We start from the raw sequence: 17,421 nt of genomic DNA on the forward strand, positions 1-17,421 counted from the left end.
CAGGCGCGAGAAAAGGGCTTGAAATTCTCGTCTGAGTTGTGCTTGGTCTTTTTGCTTAAAACCCTACATATGGGGTTTTTTGGCTGGATAGATACAAGATATGCGTTTTGCCGAGTCTCTGCAACGTAGGATCTTGGCTTGAATCCATGCTCGATTTGTGTATGAAAGTATAAAAAACGGCGTAGGCCCCACAGGCTCTGCATCAGACCGTTTGTCACCAATTTTTACCGGATTAAACTGTGCGTGCTGAATTTTGAGGGCGCGAACCCTACCATAAAAAACAGCGCTGTCCGAACGCATTTTCAGGCGGGTGCAAAGATAGGAAAGGTCAAGGGGATATTGCTACGAAGAAGCACCGGGAAGGTCAGGGCAGACCTTCCCGGTCATTGAGCGAAATTACAGCAATTGGAAGCTGTTTTGCTGGACGTTTTGCGAATCGAGGCCGATCTGCACGTTGAATTCACCCGGTTCTGCGGCGTACTTCAATTGTGCGTTATAGAACTTCAAGTCGTTCTCGTCGATGTTGAACTGCACCACCTTTTCCTCGCCAGGCTGGAGCATGATCTTCTGGAAGTTTTTCAGTTCCTTGAGCGGACGGCTCATGGACGCGGTGACGTCCTGGATATACAGCTGAACCACTGTTTCGCCAGCACGCTTGCCGGTGTTTTTGACGGTCACGCTGGCCGTCAGGGTGGCACCCGGCTTCAAGGTCTTGGCCGACAGGCTGACATCCGACAGGCTGAAGTCGGTGTAGCTCAGGCCATAGCCAAACGGGTACAGCGGGCTGTTGGGCTCATCGAAATACTGCGAGGTGTAGTTGCCCGGCTTGCCCGGCGTGAACGGTCGGCCAATGCTCAGGTGGCTGTAATAAGTCGGAATCTGACCAACCGAGCGCGGGAAGGTAATCGGCAATTTGCCGGACGGGTTGTAGTCGCCGAACAGCACGTCAGCGATTGCATTACCGCCTTCGGTGCCGCTGAACCAGGTTTCCAGCACTGCGTCGGCCTGTTGCTGTTGTACATAAATCGACAGCGGCCGGCCGTTCATCAACACCAGCACCAACGGCTTGCCCGTAGCCTTTAGCGCTGTAATCAGGGCGCGCTGGCTGGCAGGAATGTCGAGGTTGGTGCGGCTTGATGATTCGTGGGACATGCCCCGCGACTCGCCCACCACGGCAACCACCACATCTGCCTGCTGTGCTGCCTTGACCGCTTCGTCAATCATCACCTGCGCCGGGCGCGGATCATTGACCACTTCGGGTGCATCGAAGTTGAGGAAGTTGAGGTAGTCGACGATTTTCTGGTCGTCAGTGATGTTGGCGCCACGGGCATAGATCAAGTTGCCCTGTTCGCCGAGTGCGTTGCGCATGCCGTCGTATACGGTGACAGATTGTGCTGGCTGACCGGCCGCCGCCCAACTGCCCATGATGTCAATCGGGGCCTTGGCCAGCGGGCCAACCAGCGCGATGCGCGCCTCTTTTTTCAGCGGCAGGGTTTCAGACTGGTTTTTCAGCAGCACCAGGCTCTTGCGCGCCACTTCACGGGCTTCGCTGCGATGCAGGCGACTGTCGGCCTTGGTATCGACCGGATCGTCTTCAGCCTTGCCGATCCGCAGGTACGGGTCGCCAAACAGGCCCATGTCGTATTTGGCGCCAAGCACCTCACGCACCGCGTTATCCAGATCGCTTTGCGGCACTTCGCCGGACTTGAGCAGGCCGGGCAACTCCTCACCGTAGGCCTTGTCGTTCATGCTCATGTCGATACCGGCCTTGATCGCCAGCTTGGCGGCCTCCCGGCTGTCCTTGGCCACACCATGCTTGATCAACTCGATGATTGCGCCGTGGTCGCTGACAGCAACGCCTTTAAAGCCCCAGTCCTTGCGCAGCAAATCCTGCATCAGCCACATGTTCGAGGTGGCCGGTATGCCATTGATCGAGTTCAGGGCCACCATCACGCTGCCGGCGCCGGCTTCAATCGCTGCATGGTAGGGCGGCAGATAGTCCTGGAACATGCGTGTCGGGCTCATGTCCACCGTGTTGTAGTCCCGGCCGCCTTCCACTGCGCCATACAGGGCGAAGTGTTTGACGCTGGCCATGATGTTGCCGGGCAGGGCCGGTGACGCGCCCTGATAGGCCTGCACCATGACCCTGGCGATGCGCGAGACCAGGTAAGTGTCTTCACCAAAGCCCTCGGAGGTACGGCCCCAGCGCGGGTCGCGGGCGATATCCACCATGGGTGCGAAGGTCAGGTCGATACTGTCGGCGCTGGCTTCCTTGGCGGCCACGCGACCGCTCAGGCCGATGGCATCCATGTCCCAGCTGGAGGCCAGGGCCAGGCTGATCGGGAAAATAGTGCGATGGCCATGGATCACGTCGTACGCAAAAAACATCGGGATCTTCAGACGGCTGCGCATGGCAGCGTCTTGCATCGGGCGGTTTTCGTCACGGCTGATGGAGTTGAAGGTGCCACCGATACGGCCTGCGGCGATTTCCTTGCGGATCATCTCGCGGGGCATTTCCGGGCCGATGCTGATCAGGCGTAATTGGCCGATCTTTTCATCGACAGTCATTTTCTTCAGCAGGTCAGCGACGAACACGTCTTTAGGCGGGAGCGGGGCCGCAGGGGTTTGAGCCCACACGGTGTGACTGGCCAGGCTGATGACAATGCCCAGCAAACACATTTTTCTCATTGGATTCTTCTGCGCAGCCGCTCACTTGAAGCGAGGGAAGCCCACGCTTGTGCAGCGATATTGTTCTGGGGAGGTATCAGGAGTACTCGAATTAAAGAATTGACCTACCTTTAGAACGGAGTATTCCTGAATGGTAGGCAGTCTTTTAGCTGATTCGTCGCGTGCAATCCAGTATTGCAGGGAGTTTTTAGGCGTGGTGTGTGGTCAATAACCAAATGTCGTTATTTCGGAGCGTCACAAGCATGGGAATACAAAACGTTAGAGTTGTGGGCTGGAAAGTGATCGCCCTGCTGGCCTTGAGCAGCCTGCTGGCGGGGTGCGGGATCAACACCATTCCGACCCTGGACGAGCAGGTCAAGGCGGCCTGGTCGCAAGTGCAGAACCAGTATCAGCGTCGCTCGGACCTGATCCCCAACCTGGTCGAAACGGTCAAGGGCGCGGCCAAGCAGGAGCAAGCCACCTTGACGGCGGTGATTGAGGCGCGGGCCAAGGCGACTTCGATCCAGGTCGACGCCAGCACCCTGAACAATCCCGAAAAACTCAAGCAGTTCCAGGAAGCGCAGAACCAGCTCACGGGAGCCTTGAGTCGATTGATGGTGGTGTCCGAGCGTTACCCGGACCTCAAGTCGAACCAGAACTTCCTCTCGCTGCAGTCACAACTTGAAGGCACGGAAAACCGCATCAGCGTGGCCCGTCGCGACTTTATCCTTGCGGTAGAGCGCTACAACACTGAAATCCGCACCTTTCCGGGGCGTTTGTGGCATGCGGTGATGTACAGCGACCTGCCAGTACGCTCGACCTTTGAAGCCACCACCCCGGACGCCGACAAAGCGCCTGAAGTGAAGTTCTAATTGCTTGTGTGATGTTGTAGTCGCTGCCGCAGGCTGCGAAGGTTTGCGGAGCAAACCGTTTCCTCAAAGACCCTGCGAACCCCTTCGCAGCCTGCGGCAGCGACTACAAGAGTCCGGGCTTTAATATCGAGGTAGCGATGCGCTTATCAAGACCGGGGCTTGGCCTGTTGCTGTGGCTCTTTATAGCCACGGCCCAGGCACTGACCTTTCCCGCGCTCAGCGGGCGGGTGGTGGATGACGGGCAAATGCTTGATCCCGCCACTCGCCAGCAATTGACGCAAACCCTGCAAGCCCACGAAAAAGCCACCGGCGAGCAAGTGGTGGTGGTCACGGTGCCCGACCTGCAAGGCACCCCGATTGAAGACTTCGGCTACCAGTTGGGTCGCGCCTGGGGCATCGGCCAAAAGGACAAAAACAACGGCGCCTTGCTGATCGTGGCCCGTGACGACCGCAAGTTGCGCATCGAGGTCGGCTATGGCCTGGAAGATCGGCTCACTGACGCCCAGTCCTCTGTGATCATCAATCAGGTCATCACTCCGGCCTTCAAGGCAGGGAACTACAACCAGGGGATCAGCGACGGTGTCGGCGCCATCCTGCAGGTATTGGGCGGTGCTCCCTTGGCCGAACCGGCCTACGCCACCGGGCAGGGCGGCAGCAATGATTTCATGGCTGAGCACCCGGGCGTGGTTGTGCTGCTATTTATACTGTTTGTGCTGATTGTCGCTGCCTGCCAGTTCCTGGGCATCTGCCACTCGGGCGGTGGCGGTGGTTCGCGCTCGGGCGGTTTTGGGGGTGGCGGGTTCGGAGGAGGCGGTGGCGGAGGTTTTCGCGGCGGCGGTGGCAGCTTTGGCGGCGGCGGGGCCTCAGGCGGCTGGTAATTCATTTTTCAACGAGTATCGAGACTTATGGCTTTATTAACTCCAGAGCAACAGCGGCAGGTCGAAGAAGCCGTCACCCGTGCCGAATTGCACACCGACGCCGAAATCGTCACCGTGCTGGCTCCCCGTGCCGACGACTACAGCTACATCCCCTTGCTGTGGGCCAGCCTCATCGCCCTGGTGGTGCCCGCTGTGGTGCACTTTTTAAACAGCGGGCTGACGACTTACACGCTGCTGATGCTGCAGTGGGCCAGCTTTGTCTTCCTTAGTCTGATCTTTCGCCTCCCGGCCATCACCACCCGGCTCATTCCGCCCCGTGTGCGGCACTGGCGCGCGAGTAATCTGGCCCGACGCCAGTTTCTCGAACAGAAACTGCATCACACGGCGGGGCGCACCGGCGTGCTGATTTTTGTCAGTGAGGCTGAGCGTTATGTCGAAATCCTGGTAGACGAAGGCATCTCGCGTCATCTGGACAACAGCGACTGGGGCACCATCGTTAACGACTTCGTGCGGCGCGTGGCGCTGGGGCATACGGCAGAGGGCTTTATTACCTGCATCGATGCCTGTGCCGAAGTGCTCAAACAGCATGTGCCCAAGACGCAGACACGTAATCAATTACCGAATCGGTTGGTGATGTTGTAATTGCCGCTGTCTGAAATAACTCCGTGCCCCCGGCGGCCAACACGCCTAAAATGGCCGCCATTCGTTTTTTGATTTCCCCTCCTGCACCCCCGAGGCACCTTTTTCAATGTCAGTGACTGCTACCACCGCCGCGTCTGTGCCGGATCATCGTGCGCAATTTTTGAGCCTGCTGGAAACCGGCCTGGCCCAGAACTCCTTTATCAAGCTGGTCCTGGCCAAGTACGTGGGTGCTGAAGCCGAGCTGCAGCGGATCATCATCAAGCAGGTCACGGTCAAGGATCAGGCCTGCCTGTCGTTTGTGTATCGCTACAAAACCCGTGACATCACCAAGAACTTCCCGCTGCAAGAGGGCGTGGCCAACATTGCCGAGCTGCTGCCGGAAGCGTTCAAGAACGCACATTTGTTGACCCTGACCGACGAAGTGCAGCTGGAATACAGCAAAAAAGGCAAAAGCTCGCTGTTCAAAGGCAAAAGCCAGCAAGAGCGGGAAGTGCCGTCGGCCGAGCACAACCGTGAAAAGAACCGCTTTGTGGATCTGACTCGGCCGTTTCTGGCTGATCTGGGCGTGACCAACAAGCAGCAAGAACTGATCCCGGCGATGTCGCGCAAGTGGAAGCAGATCAACAAGTTTATCGAGGTGTTTTCCCACGCCCTGAGTAACTCGCCCCTCAAGCTGGATCAACCGGTCAAGGTGGTGGATTTTGGTTCGGGCAAGGGTTATCTGACGTTTGCCATCCACGATTACCTGCGCCACAGCCTGCAAGCCGAAGGCCTGGTGACCGGGGTTGAGTTGCGCGAAGACATGGTCACGCTGTGCAACAACGCCGCTCAGCGCCTCGAACATCCGGGCCTGACGTTCCAGCATGGTGATGTGCGCAGTTTTGCGCCGACCCCGATCGACGTAATGATCGCGCTGCATGCCTGCGACATTGCCACCGACTACGCCATCCATATGGGGATTCGCTCCGGGGCTGCGATCATCATGTGTTCGCCGTGCTGCCATAAGCAGATCCGCCTGCAAATCCAGAGCCCGGCATTGCTCAAGCCGATGCTGCAATACGGCCTGCACCTGGGCCAGCAGGCCGAAATGGTCACTGACAGCTTGCGCGCACTGTTCCTAGAAGCCTGCGGTTATGAAACCAAGGTGTTTGAGTTCATCTCCCTGGAGCACACCAACAAAAACAAGATGATCCTCGCGGTCAAGCGCGCCGAGCCGCTTGATCCGGCTCAGCTGTTGGTGAAAATCCAGGAGCTCAAGGCGTTCTACAACATCCAGGAACACTGTCTTGAAACGCTGCTGCAGGCCGATGGCTTGCTGAAATAAGCCTGTAAGTTGCGTCTGGCGGGTACGTAGTACTTGGCTATTACCCGCTTGGGCGCTGAGGGGTTACTTTGGCTACTCTTACTGGCCCAAGGTCTTACCCCACAGGAGCACGCACCATGGCAGCGAAAAAAATTCTGATGCTGGTCGGCGATTACGTCGAAGACTACGAAGTGATGGTGCCGTTTCAGGCGCTGTTGATGGTCGGTCATCACGTGCACGCCGTGTGCCCGGGTAAGACCTCTGGCCAAACCGTGCGTACCGCCATCCACGACTTCGAGGGCGACCAGACCTACAGCGAAAAACCCGGCCATCTGTTTGCCCTGAATTTCGATTTCGACAAGGTTAAAGCCAGCGATTACGACGCTCTGCTCGTGCCGGGTGGTCGTGCACCGGAATACCTGCGCTTGAACGAAAAGGTTCTTGAACTGGTTCGTGATTTCGACACGGCGGGCAAGCCGATTGCGGCGGTGTGCCATGGCGCGCAACTGCTGGCGGCGGCGGGCACGCTTGAAGGACGTGAATGCAGTGCTTATCCGGCGTGTGCACCGGAAGTGCGTCTGGCGGGCGGTACGTATATCGACATCGACGTGACCAAGGCCCATGTACAGGGCAACCTGGCTACCGCTCCTGCCTGGCCGGCACATCCTGCATGGCTTGCGGCGTTTCTGGGCTTGTTGGGCACCAAGATCACTTTGTAGGAAGGAGGCGTGACCATGTGTGAACTGTATGTAAAAGCCGATCCGATTCTTTACGAGTCACGTTCGCGCTCATTGCGTATTTGCGGCGTGGTCACGACGTTGCGCCTGGAAAACCAGTTCTGGGACATTCTCAGTGAAATCGCCGAAGCAGACGGCATGACCACCAACCAATTGGTGGCCAAGCTGTATGAAGAGGTCATGGATTATCGCGGCGAAGTGGTCAACTTTGCCTCGTTCCTGCGCGTGAGTTGCACCCGCTACTTGAGCCAGCGCCGGGTGCAGGCGCCGGAGTTGAGTGTGGTAGCACGTCACAGTAACCGCTCTCTCCCGCAATAGCGCTTGCGGGTGTGAGCGGCACACACCTGTGGGAGCCGGGCTTGCCCGCGATGGCGTCGACGCGGTGGGCCAGATACACCGTGCAGGCCGAATCGCGAGCAAGCCCGCTCCCACAGAGGGTTTGCCGGATCAGCCAACTCAGAAGAACCGCGTTACGCTGACCTTGGCATTGCGGCCCTGGCTGTAGGCGTTATCGCCGCTGAGCATCGGGCGAAAGCTGTTATTGAACATATTGTCCAGGGTGAAGTTGACCTCGGTGCCCTTGAGGTACGGCTGTTGCGGCTTCCAGTTGGCAAACAGGCCCTGCACGTTGTAGCCGTCGTTGTTGTAGTGATCCCAGTAACGGTCACCCAGAACGCTGATCGGGCTGCTGTAGTAATCGTCGCTCGGTCTGCGGTCTGTTTTACGCACCCATTCTCCCTTCCAGCCAACGCGAGCATCCAGGCTCGGTATTTTGGTGCCCAGTACGGCAATCCATTTTGGTGCAGGCACGTCTCGGGCCCAGACGTTGGGGCCCCACGGGTTGGTGTAGGCGCCTTCGTGTTTACCCGTCATCCATGCGTACGACAGTGAGCCGAACACGTAGGTGGACTCGTAAAAGCTCTCAACCTCAAACCCTTTGATCGTCACACTGCCAATATTGCGGTAGTTGGGCATATTGGGGCCGCAGGCTGTGCTCATGCTGACATCGACTGTTTGTGCGGCACAGCCCACACCTGTGGCTTTGAAAATCTCGTCGTCGACGGTGTTGTGGAACAGGGTGGTGCGCACCAGGGCGTGGTCGCTGTCGCTGAAAATCTGATCAAACGTGGTGATGTTTCCCCCGCGCCAGCCGGTGATGCGCTCGGGATCCAGGCTCCGGCTGCTGGAGGTGCGGCTGCCAGTGCCCTGGACTTCGTATTGCTCGTCGATCACCGGGGCGCGCCAGGTCTTGCTGTAGTTAACGAACAAGGCTGTTTTCGGGGTAATTGTCCAGAAGGCCGACAGGCGAGGCGACCAGCCAGTGTAGGTTTTGTCGCTGTAGTCGTGACCCAGTTCCGGATGGTTGTAAAAGGGCGCGTCGTTTTCCTGACCGCGATTGCGCACATGGTCGTAACGCATGGACGGGGTCAAGGTGAAGTCGCCCCAAGTGATGGCGTCCTGAAGGTAGACGCTGTTGGTATTGACCTTGCCCCGTGGCATGAAGTTGGGCTGGTAGTGGCCGTAGTTGTACTTCTCTGTTTCGTAATTACCGCCTGGCATCCACATGTCCACATCACGCTGATGTCTGCGAAATTGCACGCCGGTGGTCACGGCATGGTCCAGCGGGCCGGTGGCAAACAGACTGATGTTTTCGATCTGCAGCATGTCATCGGTGTAGCCGGTTTCCATCTTGCGCCCGCCGGTGGTGGGCTGGGTGTGGGCCTGTTCGCTGCGCTTGTCGGTTTGTTCGGTGTTGGAGTGGGAGTACTTGACCTCAAGGTCTACCAGGGGGTTGTCCAGAGGCTCGTATTTGTATTGGGTCGACCAGGTGGTGTCGATGGTTGAGCGGTTGGACAGGTATCGTCGGGAGGCAATGTCATAGCCATATTTGGCAATGTTGGCCTTGCTGGGTGGCTCCGGATAGCTGACAGCCGAGAAGGGCACCCACAGGTCATTGTTCGCCCGTGAGTAAGACATGCCGACGCGGTGTTCGTCATTGAGTCTCAGGTTGAGCTTGAGCAGTTGCGCGTCCAGATCCTGGGCGGTGTTGGGCAGGCGCTTGGGATTGACCGGGTACAGGTTTTTCGGATCGGGCATCGTGTCGGCCAGCTTCATGTTGTCGCCGTCGCGTTTGGTGTAGTACACCAGTGCATCGGCGCGGCCATCTTCGGTGCGGCCGTACGCGGCACCGCTGTAAACCTGTTGATGATAATTGCTGCTGTAGCCGTACTTGAGCATGGCGCCAACGTCTTTGCCGTCTTCGAGCAAGTCCGGGGCATCTTTGGTTTCCATGTGTACGACGCCGGCAAAACCACCATTGCCGGTGTGTATGTCATGGGGGCCTTTTTCTACTTCAAGGCGCTTGATCAGCTCGGGCTCGATAAAAATCGTGCCCTGTTTGTAGCGCTCAAAGCCGCTTTTGGTCGCGCCATCCACCGTCATTTGAACGTCTTCGGCTTCGCCCATGCCCCAGATATTGATGGTCTGACCGCCAGGCTTGAGCGATCCGCCGAGGTTGATGCCCGGCAGTGTGGCCAGCAGGCTGGGGATGTTGTTGGCCTGATACTGATTGATCTGGGTTTGGGTCATGGTCGATTTGCCGACGCTGCTGGAGTCGACCTCGTTGCCATTACCCACGACGCTGACTGCGCCGAGTTCAAGGCTGTTGCTGGTGGTGGTGCCGTCTTCCCGAGGCCGGACAACGTAGGTGCGGTCGACCTGGATCAAGCTGAAGTCGGTGCCCTTGAGCAGTAGCTGGATGGCCTGTTGTGGTGTGAAGTCGCCTTTGAGCGCGGGGGCTTTTATGTTGCGTAGCAGGGCTTCGTCAAACAGCAGCTGGATTTTCGCTTGCTGTGCCACCTCACTCAGTGAGCTGGCCAGCGATTGTGCCGGCAGCTGCAACTGGAACGACTGGGCATGGGCTTGCAGGCTGATCGCCAGGCAAGCCGCCGCCAGTGTCGGGCGCGCGTAAACGTGCGAGAAGTGATGTGGTGTGCGAAACATGAAATCCCCCGGTGTGGCAACAAAGGCCAAAAAGACATGCGTTAGCAACGCAGACCGGAGGAAGACGCGACAGCCTGAAAAAACCACATATGCGAATGCAAAATATTCGCATATGTTTTTTTAGCGAGGTTCGATGCGGATGATTCCGTTGTCCAGCAGCACGTTTTTTACCGGGATCAACGCGGGAAGGGCCTTGACCAGTGCCAGTGGATCGCGGGTGTCCAGGTTGCCGGAGACCTTGTAGCGAGCGAGGGGGCCATCGGCAAGCTGGATGACGCCGGGGCGGTACAGGTCCAGCTCGTCCACCAGGCTGGCCAGTTCGCGATTGCGAAAGGACAGGTGCCCGCTGCGCCAGTCCGCCACTTCATCAGGGCCCAGGTTTTGCTCTTGCAGTGAGTGCCTGGCGTAGTCGTAGGTGGCGCGTTGCTGAGCGCCAAGCAGGGTTGAAGAGGTGGCATCGGGGGTAAACGCAACCTGGCCATGGGCGACACTGACCACCAATTGGCGTGAGCTGCGCCGGACATCGAATCCGGTGCCGACTACCCGGATGCGCGCATCGCCAGCATGCACCACCAGTGGTTGCTCTTTATTGGCCGCTACGTCGATATAGAACTGGCCCTGATCCAGATATATATCGCGCTGTTGTGCGCTGAATTCGAGGCGTACCCGGGTGTTGGCATTGACATTCAAGGTGCTGCCGTCAGGCAGTGATACCGTGCGCCCGCCTTGGGCCGAGGTGCTCACGTGCAGCTGGTGCAGGGCCACTGGGGCTCCCAGGTTCAGCGCAAAGACGGCGCACAGGACGGCGGCCGCGGTGGCCAGCGCTGCGTTGAATCGCCGGGGGCGCACGGGAAGCGTTACGGGACGGTTTACCCGTTCAAGTTCGCCCAGATCAGCCCACAGGGATTGGAATTCGGCATAGGCCTGTGCATGGGCCGGGTTGGCATGCCACCTGTTGAATTGCTCTCGGCTGGATGGGTCGCGCTCGTTACGATTGCGCGAAAACCAATGGGCCGCCTGTTCATCGATGCTCTCGTGCCCGGCTTCTTGAAAAGGACTCATTTTGGCTGCTCCTTGCCGCTGTCCCGTTGTAGATGTTGCTTGCAGTGCAGTAAGGCCAGGGCAATGTGCTTTTCGACCATGCTCACGGAAATCCCCATGCGTGCGGCAATCTGTGCCTGACTCAAGCCTTCAAAACGGTGCAGCATAAGGGCTTCGCGGCGCCTGGGCGAGAGTTCTGCAAGCACGCTTTTGAGCTGCTCAAGGCGCTGCTGACGCTGGGCCGCGGCCATCGGGTCATCCCTCTCATCGCTTAAGGGTTCGGCTTCACTCTCGGCGTGCTCGCCGTGCACGGCTTGTCGTACTTGCTGGCGCCGCCAGTGGTCGCGCAACAGATTGCGCGCCATCTGAAATAAAAAAGCCCGTGGCTGCTCGACCTTGGCCCGGTCCTGATAACCCAGCCATTGGGTGAAAACATCCTGGGTCATGTCGGCTGCATCGCTGGTGTTGTCGGTGCGCTTGCGCAGAAAGTGCAGAATTTGCGTATAGAACTCGCGAAAGTGATCGGCCGCGGGCGGGTCGGGTTTAAGGCCTGACATGAAGATCCTTGTGAACACAGCGATGCAAATAAGTCGCGAATGGTATCGATAACCATTGCTATTTGTCTCGTTGAAAATGCGTGTCCCGTTCATTCCTGTCGATAAATGGATAAATAGCCTGTGGGGTCTTTACTGAATAAGCGCAGGCACCCTTATTTTCAGGAGAAAGGCTATGTCGGGTTGGTACGAATTGAGCAAGACCAGCAGCGGGCAGTTTCGTTTTGTATTGAAAGCGGCGAATGCCGAAACGATATTGGTCAGTGAGCAGTACACCACGCTCGCGGCGGCCAAGGCCGGGATTGCCTCGGTTCAGGCCAACAGCCCGCTGGATGAGCGCTACGAGAAAAAAGCGGCCAAGGATGGCAAGCCCTACTTCAATCTGAAGGCGGCCAATCACCAGGTCATTGGTACCAGTGAGTTGTACAGCTCAGAGGCCGCGCGGGACAAAGGCATTGCCAGTGTCAAACACAACGGCCCGACGACGGTGATCAAAGAGAAGCTCTGAGGGACGTGGTGTGGGTCAAGCCTCTACCGGCACGGAGTGTCGGCTGAGGCCCAGCGGGTGAGTCTTTGAATTGAAGAAGCGAAGTGCCAGTTTCTTGTCGGCAAACAGCGCGGTGTAATGGTTTTTCTGGAAACGGATAAACGCCTCGCTGCGCGGGTAGATGGCGATGCACAGGGTTTTGAGCGGCGCCAGGCGCAAGGCGTCGATCAGGTGTTGGTCCTGCTCGCTCAAGCTATGGCCAAAAATGCACAGCGCGTCTTTGTGAGCCATTAGCTGCTCATGGCAAAAAGACAGGTAATCGGACTGGCGAATGGATTTGCGCTTGTCGTCACTGCTGGTTTCGCTGACAAATAACGGTACATCGTCCAGTGCGCTGATCGAGTGGTTAATGGCGAAGTTGCTCAACAAGGTGGGCTCGCTGGCCGTGATTTTCCGGGCCTTGCCTTCCTGATTCCTGACCAGGTGCAACGCTCCGTGCAGGTAGAGCATACGGGTGGTTTTGCCCTTGGCGGCGCTCGCACTCAATTCAAAGGTCGAACCGGATGCATTGAACAGGTCATTGAACTGCTTGGGTGCCTGCATGACAGCCCAGGGCGCCAGCAGGTCGTAGTTGGAACAATACACGGTGGCATAGCGCGCCAGTTCCTCGTGCCAGCAAGCCAGGGTGTCGGGCTGCATCAGGCGCCAGGGGATGTGGATGTCCTGAGTGCAGTTGATCAGGGCTTCCTTGATGGCGTAATAGCGTTTGCGCGGTGAGGCCGAGTTGATGGCCAGTGCCTTGTTGACCTTGCTCGCGGTCTTGAGGGCGCTCAGTACATGTTCGAAATTGCGGGTGCCAAGGGCTTCGAACACGCTGAGTTCGGTCTGGCTCAGCGGTTTTTCGGCTACGCTCTTGGCTTTATCAAACAGTGAGTCGTAATAGAAGTCATGCCACACGGCCATGCTCGCGCCGTTACCGATCAGCAGACCGCTGCACGGCGTGCTGGTGCGTAACTGGTTCCAGTCTTCTAGTTCGGCATCAAATTCCTGGAAGGGTGTCATCGCAAATATCGTCTCAAGGCGTGGGCGGTAGCGGACTTTATCACGCTCAAGTGTTGAGCCAGATCAACATTGCTGCATTGTGATTGGGCGAAGCTGTAAAGAACCGATTTAGCCAATGACCCGTCAAGAGGACTCGACATGACCAGTACTTTCTTTATTCCCGCCGTCAACATCATGGGTAATGGTTGTCTGGACGAGGCCATGACTGCGATCCGCAACTATGGCTTTCGCAAGGCATTGATTGTGACCGACGCGGGGCTGGCCAAGGCGGGGGTTGCGACCTTGATCGCTGAAAAGCTCGCGCTGCAAGACATTGATTCGGTGATTTTTGACGGTGCCAAACCTAACCCGAGCATTGCCAACGTAGAGGCGGGACTGCTGGTGCTCAAGGCGCAGCACTGCGACTTTATCGTGTCGCTGGGCGGCGGTTCGCCCCATGACTGCGCCAAGGGCATTGCGCTGTGCGCGACCAATGGCGGGCATATCCGTGATTACGAAGGTGTCGATCGCTCGGCCAAGCCGCAAATGCCGCTGGTTTCGATCAACACCACGGCTGGTACGGCCAGTGAAATGACGCGTTTTTGCATCATCACAGACGAAGAGCGCCACGTAAAAATGGCCATTGTCGACCGCAACGTCACGCCGTTGCTGTCGGTCAACGACCCTGAGTTGATGGTCGCGATGCCTAAAGGCCTGACGGCAGCCACGGGCATGGATGCGCTGACCCATGCCATTGAGGCTTATGTGTCGACCGCAGCCAACCCGATTACCGATGCCTGCGCGATCAAGGCAATGGAGCTGATCAGTCAGAACCTGCGCCAGGCGGTGAATGACGGCAAGGACCTGACGGCGCGCGAAAACATGGCTTACGCGCAGTTCATGGCCGGTATGGCCTTTAACAACGCATCCCTGGGCTTTGTGCATGCGATGGCCCACCAGTTGGGCGGGTTCTATGACTTGCCCCATGGTGTGTGCAACGCAGTATTGCTGCCCCATGTGCAAACCTTTAACGCCAGTGTGTGCGCGGCTCGTTTGACCGACGTGGCCCATGCACTGGGTGCCGATGTGCGCGGCCTGAGCCCGGAAGAGGGCGCCCAGGCGGCCATTGCGGCGATTCGTACGCTGGCCAGGGACGTCGAGATTCCGGCGGGGCTGCGTGATCTGGGGGCCAAGCTGGATGACATCCCGATCCTGGCCACCAATGCCTTGAAAGATGCGTGTGGTTTGACCAATCCGCGCAAGGCAGATCAGGGGCAGATTGAGGAAATCTTCCGTAACGCGTTTTAAGCGGGCTGGTTTGAGGGCATAAAAAAACGGCCGGGTTATTAACCCGGCCGTTTTTATGTCTGGCTTTAAAAGCGCTTATTGCACTTCTACGGCCAGGCTGTCGCTGATTTTTTTCTGCCAGATCGCCGGGCCGGTGATGTGGACCGACTCGCCGTTGCTGTCGACTGCCACAGTGACGGGCATGTCTTTGACGTCGAACTCGTAGATCGCTTCCATACCCAGTTCGGCAAATGCCACCACGCGCGATTTCTTGATCGCCTGGGCTACCAGGTACGCAGCACCGCCGACGGCCATCAGGTACACGGCTTTGTGTTCCTTGATGGCTTCGATGGCGGTAGGACCGCGCTCGGATTTGCCGATCATGCCCAGCAGGCCGGTTTGATCGAGGATCTGACGGGTGAACTTGTCCATCCGCGTGGCGGTGGTCGGACCGGCAGGGCCAACCACTTCGTCGCGCACCGGATCAACCGGGCCCACGTAGTAGATGAAGCGACCCTTGAGGTCTACCGGCAAGGTTTCACCCTTGTTCAGCATTTCAACCATGCGCTTGTGCGCAGCGTCACGACCGGTCAGCATTTTGCCGTTCAGCAGGACGGTTTCGCCCGGCTTCCAGCTCTGCACGTCTTCCGGGGTCAGGGTGTCGAGGTTGACACGGCGGGCCGACGGGCCTGCTTCCCAAACGATTTCCGGGTAGGCGTCCAGCGGTGGCGCTTCGAGTGCTGCAGGGCCGGAGCCGTCCAGTACGAAGTGGGCGTGACGGGTGGCCGCGCAGTTCGGGATCATGCACACCGGCAGGGACGCTGCGTGGGTCGGGTAGTCCATGATTTTCACGTCAAGAACAGTGGTCAGGCCGCCCAGGCCCTGGGCGCCGATACCCAGTTGGTTGACCTTCTCGAACAGCTCGATGCGCATCTCTTCGATACGGCTGGACGGGCCACGCTTGATCAGGTCGTGAATGTCGATGGACTCCATCAACACTTCCTTGGCCATCACGGCCGCTTTTTCAGCGGTGCCGCCGATGCCGATGCCGAGCATGCCCGGTGGGCACCAGCCCGCGCCCATGGTCGGAACAGTCTTGAGCACCCAGTCAACGATCGAGTCGGACGGGTTGAGCATGGCCATTTTCGACTTGTTCTCGGAACCGCCGCCCTTGGCCGCTACGTCCACTTCCACGGTGTTACCCGGAACGATGGAGTAGTGGATGACCGCAGGGGTGTTGTCCTTGGTGTTGCGACGGGCGCCTGCCGGGTCGGCCAGGATCGAAGCGCGCAGGACGTTTTCCGGCAAGTTATAAGCGCGACGCACGCCTTCGTTGATCATGTCGTCCAGGCCCATGGTGGCGCCGGTCCAGCGTACATCCATGCCTACGCGCACGAAAACGGTGACGATGCCGGTGTCCTGGCAAATCGGGCGGTGGCCAGTGGCACACATGCGCGAGTTGATCAGGATTTGCGCCATCGAGTCACGGGCTGCTGGCGATTCTTCGCGCAGGTAGGCCTCGTGCATCGCCTGGATGAAGTCCACGGGGTGGTAGTAGGAAATGAATTGCAGGGCGTCAGCAACGCTCTGAATCAGGTCGTCTTGCTTGATCACGGTCATGGGTCGCGCTCCTCTATAAGACGGGAACATTCAATTAAGGTGTTTGCGACCTTGGTGTATCGGTCTGTCGAAAACATCTTTGCTAGGCATACCGGGCACGCATGACCGGTACAAAAACGGCGCGGCAGTATAACCCGGTACACTCCTTGATACACCCGCACGGGCAAAACTTGTAGCCGCTGGCGAAGGCTGCGATAAAGATCTATCAATCAACCCATACCCCATGTGGGAGCGGGCTTGCTCGCGATGCAGGCTGCACGGTGAACCTGGTACACCGCGGTGATGCAATCGCGAGCAAGTCCGCTCCCACAGAATTATCCTGCGGAGGCCTGAGTGCCCGAATTACACGTTGCCGACCGGCATTGGTCGGTTGCCGATGGCACCAATCTGCTCGACGCCTTGAATCAGGCCGGTGTGGCTGTGCCCTACAGCTGCCGGGCGGGCAGTTGCCATGCGTGTCTGGTGCGCTGCGTGAGGGGTGAGCCCGTGGATCTCAAGCCCGACGCTTTGGTCCGGGCGCAACGTGAGCAGGGCTGGCGCCTGGCGTGTCAGTGCCAGGTGGTCGAAGATCTGGAGGTTGAAGCGTTTGATCCCGTGCGCGACGGCTTGCCTGCCGAGGTGGCGGCGCTCGACTGGCTGAGCCCGACGGTATTGCGTCTGCGTCTTTTGCCGCAGCGCCCTTTGCGTTATCGCGCAGGCCAGCATGTGGTGCTGTGGACCGCCAGTGGTATCGCTCGTCCTTACTCGCTGGCCAGTCTGCCCGAAGAAGACCGCTTTCTGGAGTTTCACCTCGATTGCGCTCACCCCGGTGAGTTCGCCAGCGCTGCCCGCCAATTCAAGGTCGGGGAGGGTGTGCGGCTGGGTGAGTTGCGCGGTGGCGCGCTGCGTTACGACCCGGACTGGCAGGAGCAGCCGCTCTGGCTACTGGCGTCGGGCACCGGTTTGGGGCCGCTGTATGGCGTGTTGCGCGAGGCGTTGCGTCAGGACCATCAAGGGCCGATTTTGCTGGTGCATGTGGCGCGTGATGAAAGCGAGTATTACCTCAAGGACTCATTGTCCGCCCTGGCGGGCACTTGCCCCAACCTTGTAGTCGAGCACCTGGAGCGTCATCAGTTGCCGGAGTACTTGCTTGAGATGCGCATTGTTTCGCGCCAGACCCACGCGCTGGTCTGTGGGCATCCCGACAGTGTCGATGGGTTTGCCAAGCGTCTGTTTCTGGCCGGACTGCCTCGTAATCAGCTGCTGGCGGATGCTTTCTTGACGCGCAGCTAAGTCTGGCAGCCATAAAA

The 17,421-nt window shown here is 58.4% G+C and carries 15 protein-coding genes; 9 read left to right on the forward strand and 6 right to left on the reverse strand.

The window, feature by feature from the left end; genetic code table 11:
• Positions 1-396: 396 nt before the first annotated feature.
• Positions 397-2,688 (reverse strand): beta-glucosidase BglX, encoded by a 2,292-nt coding sequence (gene bglX / locus KO536_RS12725; RefSeq protein WP_219262057.1) that lies wholly within the window; start codon positions 2,686-2,688, stop codon positions 397-399.
• Between the two features lie 242 nt (positions 2,689-2,930).
• Between bglX and KO536_RS12730 the strand changes: the two genes are divergently transcribed.
• From KO536_RS12730 to KO536_RS12755, 6 genes are all read left to right on the forward strand, one after another.
• Positions 2,931-3,539, forward strand: a complete 609-nt coding sequence (locus KO536_RS12730) for a LemA family protein (RefSeq protein ID WP_133077361.1) — start codon at positions 2,931-2,933, stop codon at positions 3,537-3,539.
• A gap of 137 nt (positions 3,540-3,676) precedes the next feature.
• Positions 3,677-4,417 (forward strand): YgcG family protein, encoded by a 741-nt coding sequence (locus tag KO536_RS24445; RefSeq protein WP_219262058.1) that lies wholly within the window; start codon positions 3,677-3,679, stop codon positions 4,415-4,417.
• 27 nt (positions 4,418-4,444) lie between these two features.
• Entirely contained in the window at positions 4,445-5,059 is a 615-nt protein-coding gene (locus tag KO536_RS12740; RefSeq protein WP_133077363.1) for a TPM domain-containing protein, read from the forward strand.
• 106 nt (positions 5,060-5,165) lie between these two features.
• Positions 5,166-6,383 carry an SAM-dependent methyltransferase gene (locus tag KO536_RS12745; RefSeq protein WP_133077364.1) on the forward strand — a complete coding sequence of 406 codons (1,218 nt, stop codon included), beginning with the start codon at positions 5,166-5,168 and terminating at the stop codon, positions 6,381-6,383.
• A gap of 116 nt (positions 6,384-6,499) precedes the next feature.
• On the forward strand, positions 6,500-7,081 hold the full coding sequence (locus KO536_RS12750; protein WP_133077365.1) for a DJ-1/PfpI family protein: 582 nt from the start codon (positions 6,500-6,502) through the stop codon (positions 7,079-7,081).
• A gap of 15 nt (positions 7,082-7,096) precedes the next feature.
• Positions 7,097-7,417, forward strand: coding sequence for a ribbon-helix-helix domain-containing protein (locus KO536_RS12755; protein ID WP_133077366.1), 321 nt, complete (start codon positions 7,097-7,099; stop codon positions 7,415-7,417).
• Positions 7,418-7,555: 138 nt separating this feature from the next.
• Here KO536_RS12755 and KO536_RS12760 read toward each other — a convergent pair whose 3' ends face one another.
• From KO536_RS12760 to KO536_RS12770, 3 genes are all read right to left on the reverse strand, one after another.
• A complete protein-coding gene (locus tag KO536_RS12760) occupies positions 7,556-10,102 on the reverse strand; it encodes a TonB-dependent receptor (protein WP_219262059.1) in 2,547 nt (848 codons plus the stop codon).
• Between the two features lie 120 nt (positions 10,103-10,222).
• Entirely contained in the window at positions 10,223-11,164 is a 942-nt protein-coding gene (locus KO536_RS12765; protein ID WP_219262060.1) for a FecR domain-containing protein, read from the reverse strand.
• On the reverse strand, positions 11,161-11,700 hold the full coding sequence (locus tag KO536_RS12770; protein ID WP_133077369.1) for an RNA polymerase sigma factor: 540 nt from the start codon (positions 11,698-11,700) through the stop codon (positions 11,161-11,163). The genes KO536_RS12765 and KO536_RS12770 overlap by 4 nt, the downstream gene beginning before the upstream one ends.
• 172 nt (positions 11,701-11,872) lie before the next feature.
• Between KO536_RS12770 and KO536_RS12775 the strand changes: the two genes are divergently transcribed.
• On the forward strand, positions 11,873-12,205 hold the full coding sequence (locus KO536_RS12775) for a YegP family protein (protein WP_133077370.1): 333 nt from the start codon (positions 11,873-11,875) through the stop codon (positions 12,203-12,205).
• A gap of 15 nt (positions 12,206-12,220) precedes the next feature.
• On the opposite strand, the gene KO536_RS12780 is transcribed toward KO536_RS12775, so the two are convergent.
• Complete coding sequence (locus KO536_RS12780) at positions 12,221-13,246, reverse strand: DUF4917 family protein (RefSeq protein WP_133077371.1); 1,026 nt, start codon at positions 13,244-13,246, stop codon at positions 12,221-12,223.
• Positions 13,247-13,384: 138 nt separating this feature from the next.
• Between KO536_RS12780 and yiaY the strand changes: the two genes are divergently transcribed.
• Positions 13,385-14,533 (forward strand): L-threonine dehydrogenase, encoded by a 1,149-nt coding sequence (yiaY, locus tag KO536_RS12785; RefSeq protein WP_133077372.1) that lies wholly within the window; start codon positions 13,385-13,387, stop codon positions 14,531-14,533.
• Between the two features lie 75 nt (positions 14,534-14,608).
• Here the strand turns inward: yiaY and KO536_RS12790 are convergent, their stop codons facing one another.
• On the reverse strand, positions 14,609-16,132 hold the full coding sequence (locus tag KO536_RS12790) for a fumarate hydratase (RefSeq protein ID WP_133077373.1): 1,524 nt from the start codon (positions 16,130-16,132) through the stop codon (positions 14,609-14,611).
• 333 nt (positions 16,133-16,465) lie between these two features.
• Between KO536_RS12790 and KO536_RS12795 the strand changes: the two genes are divergently transcribed.
• Positions 16,466-17,404, forward strand: a complete 939-nt coding sequence (locus tag KO536_RS12795; RefSeq protein WP_219262061.1) for an iron-sulfur-binding ferredoxin reductase — start codon at positions 16,466-16,468, stop codon at positions 17,402-17,404.
• Positions 17,405-17,421: the final 17 nt, after the last annotated feature.

Source organism: Pseudomonas sp. NKUCC02_KPG, from assembly GCF_019345465.1.
Classification (GTDB): Bacteria; Pseudomonadota; Gammaproteobacteria; order Pseudomonadales; family Pseudomonadaceae; genus Aquipseudomonas.